Source organism: Parvibaculum sp. (assembly GCF_040882025.1).
GTDB lineage: Bacteria > Pseudomonadota > Alphaproteobacteria > Parvibaculales > Parvibaculaceae > Parvibaculum.
Map to the genome: position 1 here is coordinate 1 of NZ_JBBECC010000009.1, position 8601 is coordinate 8601.

Below are 8601 nucleotides of genomic sequence, written 5' to 3' on the forward strand. Positions count from 1 at the left end.
TTGCTGACCTATGCGGAGGCCGACAGGAAAGTCAGCGCCATCGCGCAGGCGCTGCTCGATCGTGGCTTTAACCAGCAGACGCCGGTGATGATCCTCTCCGGAAATTCGATCGAACATGCGCTGATGACCTATGGCGCGATTCTCGCGGGCGTTCCCGTCGCGCCGGTCTCGCCCTCCTACAGCACCATGAGTTCCGATTTCGAGAAGCTGCGCTACGTCGTCGATCTTGTCGAACCGAAGCTGATCTTCATGCAGGAAAGCGCCCCCTTCGCGCGCGGCCTCGCGGCGCTCGATCTCGACGGCGTGGAACTCGTCACGGTCGATGCCTCGCGCGGCACTTCTTTCTCCGATCTGCTCGACACCGCCCCCGGCGCCGCGGTCGAGGAAAGCTATGCGCGGCTCCACTACGACATGGTTGCGAAATATCTTTTTACTTCGGGCTCCACCGGCATGCCCAAGGCCGTCATCACGACGCAACGCATGATGTGCGTCAATTCGGTGATGCCCAAAAGCGTCACCGTTGAGCAGGAAGGCGAAGAACCGCCCGTTCTCCTGAACTGGCTGCCCTGGAACCATTGTTTCGGCGGCAACGCGATCCTCAACAACCTGCTGGTATCGGGCGGCACGCTCTATATCGACGGCGGCCGTCCCGTTCCCGGCGGCTTCGCCGAAACGGTGGCGAACCTGTATGAGATTGCGCCCACCGCCTATTCCAACGTGCCGGCCGCCTACACGATGCTGGCCGACGAGCTCGAACGCGACGAAGTGCTGGCAAGGAATTTCTTCTCGCGCCTGCGTTCGCTGGCCTATGGCGGCGCGGCGCTGAGCCAGGATCTCTATGAGCGGGTCCAGCGCGTGGCGGTAAGGACCGTCGGCGAGCGCATTGTTTTTTCGTCGGGCTACGGTGCCACCGAAACCGCGCCCACCATCACCAATGTCCATTGGCCGACCGAACGCATGGGCCTGCTCGGCCTGCCGTTGCCGGGCATCGAATTGAAGCTGGCGCCCGTCGGCCGGAAGATGGAAGTGCGTGTGCGGGGCGACTGCATCACGCCGGGTTACTACAAGAATCCGGAAAAGACCGGCGAAGCCTATGATGACGAAGGCTTCTATCGCCTTGGCGATGGTGCGCGTTTCGTCAATCCCGACAATCCGCTCGAAGGTCTCGTCTTCGACGGCCGCGTGGCCGAAGACTTCAAGCTCTCGACCGGCACTTGGGTCAGCGCCGGCAAGCTGCGTGTTGATGCGGTGGCCGCATCGAATGGCGTGCTCGCCGATGCGCTGGTGGCAGGACTCGACCGCGCATTCATCGGTCTGCTCGGTTTCCCCAATCTTCCCGCCTGCCGCAACATCGCCGGCGATCAATCGCTGGCGGCCGAGGACATCGTGCATCATCCGGCAGTGCTTGAACGACTGGCCGAGGGCTTGCGGGCCTACAACACGGGCAATCCGGGCTCGAGCACACGAGTCCTTCGCGCGCTGTTGATGGTCGAGCCCGCAAGCGTCGATGCCGGCGAGTTGACCGACAAGGGTTACATCAACCAGGCAGTCGCGCTCGGTCGCCGTGCGGTGCTTGTCGAAAAACTTTACGCCGATCCACCGGGCAACGATGTTGTCATCGTATGACCGGTTTCGCGAACGATCTCCGGAACGAAGAGAGCGGGCGGCGGCATGATTGATCTCGGTCTGGTGGCAAACGGCGTTGCGATCGGCTTGGCCGTTGCCGCCCCCATCGGCCCGGTCAATCTCATCGTTATCCGCCGCACCCTGCGCTACGGCTGGCTGAACGGATTTCTCTCCGGCGGCGGCGCAGCGGCGGGCGATGCGATCTTCGCGGCGATCGCCGCCTTCGGGCTGACCGCTGCGGTCGATTTCGTCTTCCGCTTCGAAACCGTACTGCAATTCGTCGGGGGCTTCTTTCTCATCGGCCTTGGCCTGCGCACCTGGTTTGCCCATCCGCATTTCGGCGATGAGGAGCCCATCAATGTTTCCGGCGCCATGGCCGGTGTCTTCGCCGCCACTTTCGTGCTCACGATCACGAACCCGGCGACCATGCTCGGCTTCATCGCGATCTTCGGTGGCATCGCGGGGCTGGCCTCGGCAGGCGAGGATTACGGCCATGCGGCAACTGTCGTCCTTGCCGTGATGGCGGGCTCGATCCTCTGGTGGGCCAGCGTCTCCGGCTTCGTCAGCCTGTTTCGTCAGCGCATGAACGACCGCATGCTGGTCATCGTGAACCGGGTATCGGGTGCGCTGATCTTCGGTTTCGGTATCCTTATTCTCACGCGTGTCGCGGCGAGGTTTTTGTTCTAGTCTCGAATTCAAATTCAGGTTCGCAATAAGAAATCGTGTGGGAGGCGGCAAATGAACGGCGCGGAAAGCCTGGTACGGACGCTGGTGGGCTCGGGCGTGGAGGTCTGTTTCTCGAATCCCGGCACCTCGGAAATGCATTTCGTGGCGGCCCTCGACAAGGTCGAGGGCATGCGCGCGATCCTCGGCCTCTTCGAAGGCGCCGTCACCGGTATGGCCGATGGCTATGGCCGCATGGCCGAGAAGCCGGCGGCGACGCTCCTGCATCTGGGGCCGGGCCTCGCCAACGGCCTCGCCAACCTCCACAATGCGCGTCGCGCGCAAACGCCCATCGTCAACATCGTTGGCGATCATGCGACCTATCATGCGCAATATGACGCGCCGCTCGCATCCGACATCATAGGCTTCGCGCGTCCGGTTTCCGGTTGGGTTCACTCATCGACAAGCCCCAGAACCGTTGCCGCTGATGGCGCCCGTGCCGTTCACGCCGCCATGCAGCCGCCCGGCCAGATCGCGACGCTGATCCTGCCGGCCGACACGGCATGGCTCGAAGCAGAGCATCCCGCGCCGAAGCTTTCTTTGACAGCGCCCGCCACCGTGTCGTCCGCGTCCGTCGATGCCGCTGCGAAGGCGCTGAAGAACGGCAAGAAGACCGCGATCCTCGTGCGCGGTGCCGCGCTGAAGGAGCAGGGCCTCGTGGCCGCCGGCCGCATTGCCGCCGCCTCCGGCGCGCGCATCATGTGCGACACCTTCACGCCCCGCCTCCAGCGCGGTGCGGGCCGCGTCGTGATCGAGCGCATTCCTTATTTCGCCGAGCAGATGGTCGAGACGCTCGCCAATGTCGAGCAACTCATCCTTGTCGGCTCGAAGCCGCCCGTCTCCTTCTTCGCCTATCCCGGCAAGCCGAGCTGGTGCACGCCGGAAGGCGCCGAAATCATCTATCTCGCCCATCCGCATGAAGACGGCGTCGCCGCGCTCGAAGCCGTGGCCTCTGCCATCGGTGCACCGAAGGACCCGGCCGGCGTCGCGCCGCTACAGAAGCCGGATCTGCCGAAAGGCGCGCTCGATCAGTTCACGGCCGGCCAGATCGTTGCGCATTACCTGCCCGACAACGCGATCATCTCCGACGAGGCGGCGACATCGGGTATCGGCTCCGCCATAGCGACGACGAACGCCGCGCCGCATGACCATCTCTCGCTGACCGGCGGCGCCATCGGCCAGGGCCTCCCACTCGCCACAGGCGCGGCCGTTGCCTGCCCGGACCGGAAAGTTGTCTGCCTTCATGGTGACGGCGGCGCGATGTACACGCTGCAGGCGCTCTGGACGCAAGCGCGCGAGAAGCTCGACGTGACCAACGTGATCTTCGCCAACCGCTCCTATGCCATCCTCAATATCGAGTTGATGCGCGTCGGCGCCGAGAATCCCGGCCCCAAGGCGCTCTCGATGCTCGACCTGCACAATCCGGAGTTGAACTGGGTGCAACTGGGGCAGGGCATGGGCGTCGAGTCGGTTCGGGTGGAAACGGCGGAGGAATTCGCCGAGGCTTTCGCATCGGCGATGAAACAAAAAGGCCCGCGTCTGATCGAGGTGATGCTCTGACGAACTCCGTCGCTGCGGACGATAAAAAAGGCGGGCCCTCGGGCCCGCCTTTTCGTATCGCCATCGCGAAAATTCAGTTCATTGTCCGGTTGAGCGTGAATTCGCCCTGCCGCACACGATCGGCAAGGCCGGCCGCCATATCGGCCACGGCTTCCTCGCCATAAGCTTCCACCATGTCGGACAGCGCAGCAAAAATCGCGGTCGTCGCCAGAATATCGGCATCGACGCCTTCGCCCAGCGCCTCGTCCCACGCGTCCAGAATATTCTGGAGCGCAACACGGCGCTGCTCGGTTTCGGAAAGCGGCGATACATCGTGTCCGTCCTCGTCGAGGGAGCGGAGCGTTGCGTCACCTGGAAAATCTTCGGCCATTGGTTCCTCGATCCGGCGGTTTGCCCGGTATTTTTACCGCTGACAACCGGCCTCTCGTGGTTGGACTAACCGCACCTTTGTAACACACCCGGACTGAATGTCTCCCCATTCGTGAAAGAGAGGTTAACAGACACAGGCCCGCCGGCACGCTGTCCCATCGCGGGGCGTTTCATACATGACGAGGTGTATCGTCTTGTGAACAGGACCGCGCTAGCGGCCATAGCCCTTGGCCGCAAGATCCCGCGCGATGCGCTGTCCTTCCTCGAACAGCTTGTCGGACTGCCCGGCCGCGCTGCGCGAGCAGGTTGAATAGCGGTTGCGCGTGTTGTGAAAGGCGTCGTTGAACCGCGCGATCAGTTCCTGCCGGTCCTTTTCCTCGGGGCCGACGGCGCCCATCATTTCGATCATCTTGTTGCGCCAGAGCTGCCCCTCGCGCGTGCCGCAGACGGTCCGAAGATGGTGAACGGCGCCCAGCACTTCGGCCAGCCGGAACATTTCGACAGGCAGGGTCTGCGCGGCGGCGGGGGCGGGCGGCATCGCCAACAGCGCGGCCGTCTGGGCCGCGCCGGCGCGGCGCCTCCATTTACCTTGGTCCTGCGTCCCGAATCTGGACATGCAACGTCCCGTTCCGCGCCGGAATTGGCGCCTTGCCCCGCTTTTCGGGCGGGTTGCCGGGATCGCTGCAGGAAGCGGGCCCGAAAACGGGTTAATTGCCTAAGCGTATTTCTTGAGGCGCGCCAGCACCGCTTCGGCTTCCGCCATCGTTTTCTCGACGATCTCGGCGGCGCTGAGAATATCGTGAATGCCGCCCGCGCCCTGGCCCATCGCAAAGCACGAACGCTCCCGGTCGAGCCCTTCGATCTGCCCGCCGATACCGCCCATCACATTGTTCTGATGCGACAGGATCGCCTGTTGCGGGAAGGGCTGAATGTCGGCCGGACGGCTCTCCCAGTCCTGCACATAAGGGTTGTTGAACACGCGCATCGTCTTGCCCGAATAGCAGCGCGTGACGATCGTGTCGGTGTCTTTCGCCTCGACGATTACCTGCCGGTACATGTCGCCGGCGTGGCTTTCCTTCGCTGCGATGAAGCGCGTGCCCATCCACACGCCCTGCGCGCCGAAGGCGAGCGCGGCGGCAAGCCCGCGCCCATCGACGATCGATCCCGCCGCGATCACCGGAATGCTCTTCACCGCATCGACGATCTGCGGGATCAGTGCCATGCCGGCCACCTTGCCCGTGTGGCCGCCCCCTTCGGTGCCCTGCGCGATCACGCCGTCGAGCCCGGCCTTCTCGCCCGCTACCGCATGTTTCACGGTGCCGCAGACATTCATCACCTTCATGCCCGAGCCGTGCAGCTTCTCGAGAATGTTCGTCGGCACGCCAAGCCCGGAGATGAACGCCGTCGCGCCTTCCTCGATCATGATGTCCGCCGTCCGCTCCAGCGATTCCGGCACCGCCGCGAGCAGGTCGACGCCAAACGGCTTGTCCGTCAGGTCCTTCACCTTCTTCATCTCGGCGCGGATTTCCTCCGGCTGCCGCCCCGCCATGCCGAGCGTGCCGAAGCCGCCGGCATTGGAAACGGCGGCCGCAAGTTCGGCATAGGAGACGCCGCCCATACCGGCCAGCATGATCGGATATTTGATGCCGAGAAGGTCGCAAAGCGGCGTGCGGATGGTCATTGGGGGTCGTCTCCCTGAAATGCGGGGCTGTGCGTCCCGGCTATTTAGTTCGGATACCTAACTAAAACCCGCGCCCTCGCATCTGTCAATCCCGCCCGTCGGCGCACCCCGCCATATTTTCGTCCCCTCCGGCGGCGAGGCTGGCGGCTGACCTTTCCATATCCCGGGTGCTCCATGATCGACCGCCGTGCCGCCGTCATTTTTCTTGCCGCAAGCCTTTCTGCCGCCGCACCGGCCCTCGCGCTGGATCGAACCTTCGACACGGAGGAAATGAAAATCCGCGTCGAGACGGTGGCGCAAGGCCTCGAGCATCCCTGGGCTCTCGCTTTCCTGCCCGACGGCAACATGCTGGTCACCGAGCGGCCGGGCTTCCTGCGCATCGTGACGCCCGACGGCAAGGTCGGCGATGCGATCTACGGCGTGCCGGAAGTCGATGCGCGCGGGCAGGGCGGCCTGCTCGACGTCGCCCTCGATCCGGACTTCGCGGAAAACCGTTTGATCTATCTGAGCTACGCCGAAAAAGGCGAAGGGGACAGGAACGGCACCGCCGTCGTGCGCGGCCATCTCACCGAAAGCATGTCGCCGCAACTGCGGGACGTCGAGGTGATCTTCCGCCAGCAGCCGAAGGAAGCGAGCACGCTGCATTTCGGCTCGCGCCTCGTCTTCGACCGCGACGGCCATCTTTTCATTGCCCTGGGCGAACGCTCGAAGGCGAACCTGCGCACCCAGGCACAGGACCTCAATTCGCATCTCGGCAAGGTCGTGCGGATATTCCCCGACGGTTCGGTGCCGGAAGACAATCCCTTCGTCAACGAAGACGGCGCGCTGCCGGAAATCTGGTCTTACGGACACCGCAACCAGCAGGGCGCGGCGCTTCATCCTGAAACCGGCATCCTCTGGACCCATGAACACGGGCCGCGCGGCGGCGACGAGGTCAACATCCCCGAAGCCGGAAAGAATTACGGCTGGCCGGTCGTTTCCTACGGCGTCAATTACGATTTGACGCCGGTCGGCAGCGGCAAGAGCGCGGCCCCCGGCATGGTCGGGCCCATCCACTACTGGAAGCCCTCCATCGGCCCCTCCGGCATGGCCTTCTACACCGGCGACGCCATCCCTGAATGGAAAGGCAATCTCTTCGTTGGCGGCCTCGCGCGACCCGGCCTCTATCGCCTGACCCTCGACGGCGACAAGGTGACGGGCGAGGAATCGCTCCTTGAAGATCTGGGCCTGCGCATCCGCGACGTCCGCCAGGGCCCCGGCGGCGCCCTTTACCTGCTGGCGGATTCGCCCGATGGCGAAATCCTCCGCGTCGTGAAAGCGGAGTAGGGGGACTCACGCAATCGTATCGCGACCGATTTCGGCAACCTTCGTGTGCCCCGTCAGCGCCATCGCGACATGCATCTCCTGCCGCATCGTGCCGAGCATCGCCTTGACGCCGGCCTCGCCGCGCGCCGCCAGCGCAAAGGCCCAGGCGCGCCCCAGCAGGCAGGCATCCGCGCCCTGCGCCAGCGCCTTGACGATGTCGAGCCCGCTGCGGATGCCGCCATCGAGAAACAATGTCGTCCGCTCGCCCACTTCCGCGCGGATCGCCGGCAAGGCGTCGAGCGTCGCCGGCGTGCCGTCGAGCTGCCGCCCGCCATGGTTCGAAACGACGATCCCGTCCGGCGCCACTTCCGCCATCGCAAGTCGCGCATCCTCCGGGTCCATCACCCCCTTGATGACGATCTTGCCCGGCCAGTTGGCGCGCACCCATTCGAGGTCTTTCCACGTCATCGCCGGGTCGAGATTCTGTGCGACCCAGGCGCCGAATGCGCCGAAGCCGCGCGCATCGGGCACGGCCTCGCGCAGGTTGCCGAAATCGAGCGGCTTGCCGCCCAGCGCCACGTCGCGGAGCCAGCCCGGCCGCCGCGCGAAATCCATCGCGACCTTGAGCCGTTTGCCGAGCGACATCGCGGTGTTCATGCCGTTGCGCGTGTCGCGGTAGCGCGCGCCGAGCACCGCGAGATCGACGGTGAAAACCAGCACCGGACAGCCCGCTTCATGCGCGCGTTGCATCAGCGCGCGCGCATAGCCGCGATCCTTGATGACATAGAGTTGAAACCAGAAGGGCTGCGTCGTCGCCTTGGCCACTTCCTCGATCGAGCAGATGCCGACGGTGGACAGCGTGAAGGGCACGCCGAACCCCTCCGCCGCCTTCGCCGCCTGCACCTCGCCGCGCCGCGCATACATGCCGGCGAAACCGACCGGCGCCAGCGCCGCCGGAATTTTCCAGCGCCTGCCGAATATCTCGGTGCCCGTGTCGATCGTCGACACGTCGCGCAGCACCCGCTGGCGCAGCTTCAGCCGGTCGAACGCCGCCACATTGTCGCCCAGCGTCGCCTCCGCATAGGAGCCGCCATCGATATAGTCGAAAAGCTGCGTCGGCAGCCGCCGCCTTGCCATTTCGCGGTAGTCCGACACCGAAACCGGATTGAGATCGAGACTCATGGTTCTCCCCTCTGCATTCTTGTCGCCCCTTCACCTTTCCGCGGGCGCAAGACGGCGGAAGGGTGAGGGGGAGCCACAGGCACAACGCCCTAATCCTCCACCTCCAGCGCCGCGCCGTCGCGTTTGCTGTCGATGATATAGGCAAGTTCGCTGAA

General features: G+C 64.5%; 8 protein-coding genes. 4 read left to right on the top strand and 4 right to left on the bottom strand.

From position 1 onward, the window contains the following. The 3 genes from WEB61_RS00760 to WEB61_RS00770 form a co-directional block, all read left to right on the top strand. Window positions 1-1626, top strand: a 1626-nt coding sequence (locus WEB61_RS00760; RefSeq protein ID WP_368062416.1) for an AMP-binding protein, incomplete at its 5' end; no start/stop codon positions are given. Between the two features lie 45 nt (window positions 1627-1671). Further along, window positions 1672-2313, top strand: a complete 642-nt coding sequence (locus tag WEB61_RS00765) for a LysE family translocator (RefSeq protein ID WP_368062417.1) — start codon at window positions 1672-1674, stop codon at window positions 2311-2313. Window positions 2314-2364: 51 nt separating this feature from the next. Then, window positions 2365-3909 (top strand): acetolactate synthase large subunit, encoded by a 1545-nt coding sequence (locus tag WEB61_RS00770; protein ID WP_368062418.1) that lies wholly within the window; start codon window positions 2365-2367, stop codon window positions 3907-3909. A 73-nt stretch (window positions 3910-3982) separates the two neighbouring features. On the opposite strand, the gene WEB61_RS00775 is transcribed toward WEB61_RS00770, so the two are convergent. The 3 genes from WEB61_RS00775 to WEB61_RS00785 form a co-directional block, all read right to left on the bottom strand. Further along, on the bottom strand, window positions 3983-4279 hold the full coding sequence (locus WEB61_RS00775) for a hypothetical protein (protein WP_368062419.1): 297 nt from the start codon (window positions 4277-4279) through the stop codon (window positions 3983-3985). A gap of 210 nt (window positions 4280-4489) precedes the next feature. Then, window positions 4490-4894: a TIGR02301 family protein gene (locus tag WEB61_RS00780; RefSeq protein WP_368062420.1), complete on the bottom strand. Its 405-nt coding sequence runs from the start codon at window positions 4892-4894 to the stop codon at window positions 4490-4492. A 99-nt stretch (window positions 4895-4993) separates the two neighbouring features. Then, on the bottom strand, window positions 4994-5959 hold the full coding sequence (locus WEB61_RS00785; RefSeq protein ID WP_368062421.1) for an NAD(P)H-dependent flavin oxidoreductase: 966 nt from the start codon (window positions 5957-5959) through the stop codon (window positions 4994-4996). 174 nt (window positions 5960-6133) lie between these two features. Between WEB61_RS00785 and WEB61_RS00790 the strand changes: the two genes are divergently transcribed. Continuing rightward, window positions 6134-7285, top strand: a complete 1152-nt coding sequence (locus WEB61_RS00790; RefSeq protein WP_368062422.1) for a PQQ-dependent sugar dehydrogenase — start codon at window positions 6134-6136, stop codon at window positions 7283-7285. Between the two features lie 6 nt (window positions 7286-7291). Here WEB61_RS00790 and WEB61_RS00795 read toward each other — a convergent pair whose 3' ends face one another. Next, the gene (locus WEB61_RS00795) at window positions 7292-8446 is read right to left on the bottom strand and encodes an L-lactate dehydrogenase (protein ID WP_368062423.1); all 1155 of its coding nucleotides are present in this window, start codon (window positions 8444-8446) and stop codon (window positions 7292-7294) included. Window positions 8447-8601: the final 155 nt, after the last annotated feature.

Coding starts and splice junctions, on each gene's coding strand:
- WEB61_RS00765 (WP_368062417.1), top strand. CDS start 1,672: ATGATTGATCTCGGTCTGGTGGCAAACGGCGTTGCGATCGGCTTGGCC.
- WEB61_RS00770 (WP_368062418.1), top strand. CDS start 2,365: ATGAACGGCGCGGAAAGCCTGGTACGGACGCTGGTGGGCTCGGGCGTG.
- WEB61_RS00775 (WP_368062419.1), bottom strand. CDS start 4,279: ATGGCCGAAGATTTTCCAGGTGACGCAACGCTCCGCTCCCTCGACGAG.
- WEB61_RS00780 (WP_368062420.1), bottom strand. CDS start 4,894: ATGTCCAGATTCGGGACGCAGGACCAAGGTAAATGGAGGCGCCGCGCC.
- WEB61_RS00785 (WP_368062421.1), bottom strand. CDS start 5,959: ATGACCATCCGCACGCCGCTTTGCGACCTTCTCGGCATCAAATATCCG.
- WEB61_RS00790 (WP_368062422.1), top strand. CDS start 6,134: ATGATCGACCGCCGTGCCGCCGTCATTTTTCTTGCCGCAAGCCTTTCT.
- WEB61_RS00795 (WP_368062423.1), bottom strand. CDS start 8,446: ATGAGTCTCGATCTCAATCCGGTTTCGGTGTCGGACTACCGCGAAATG.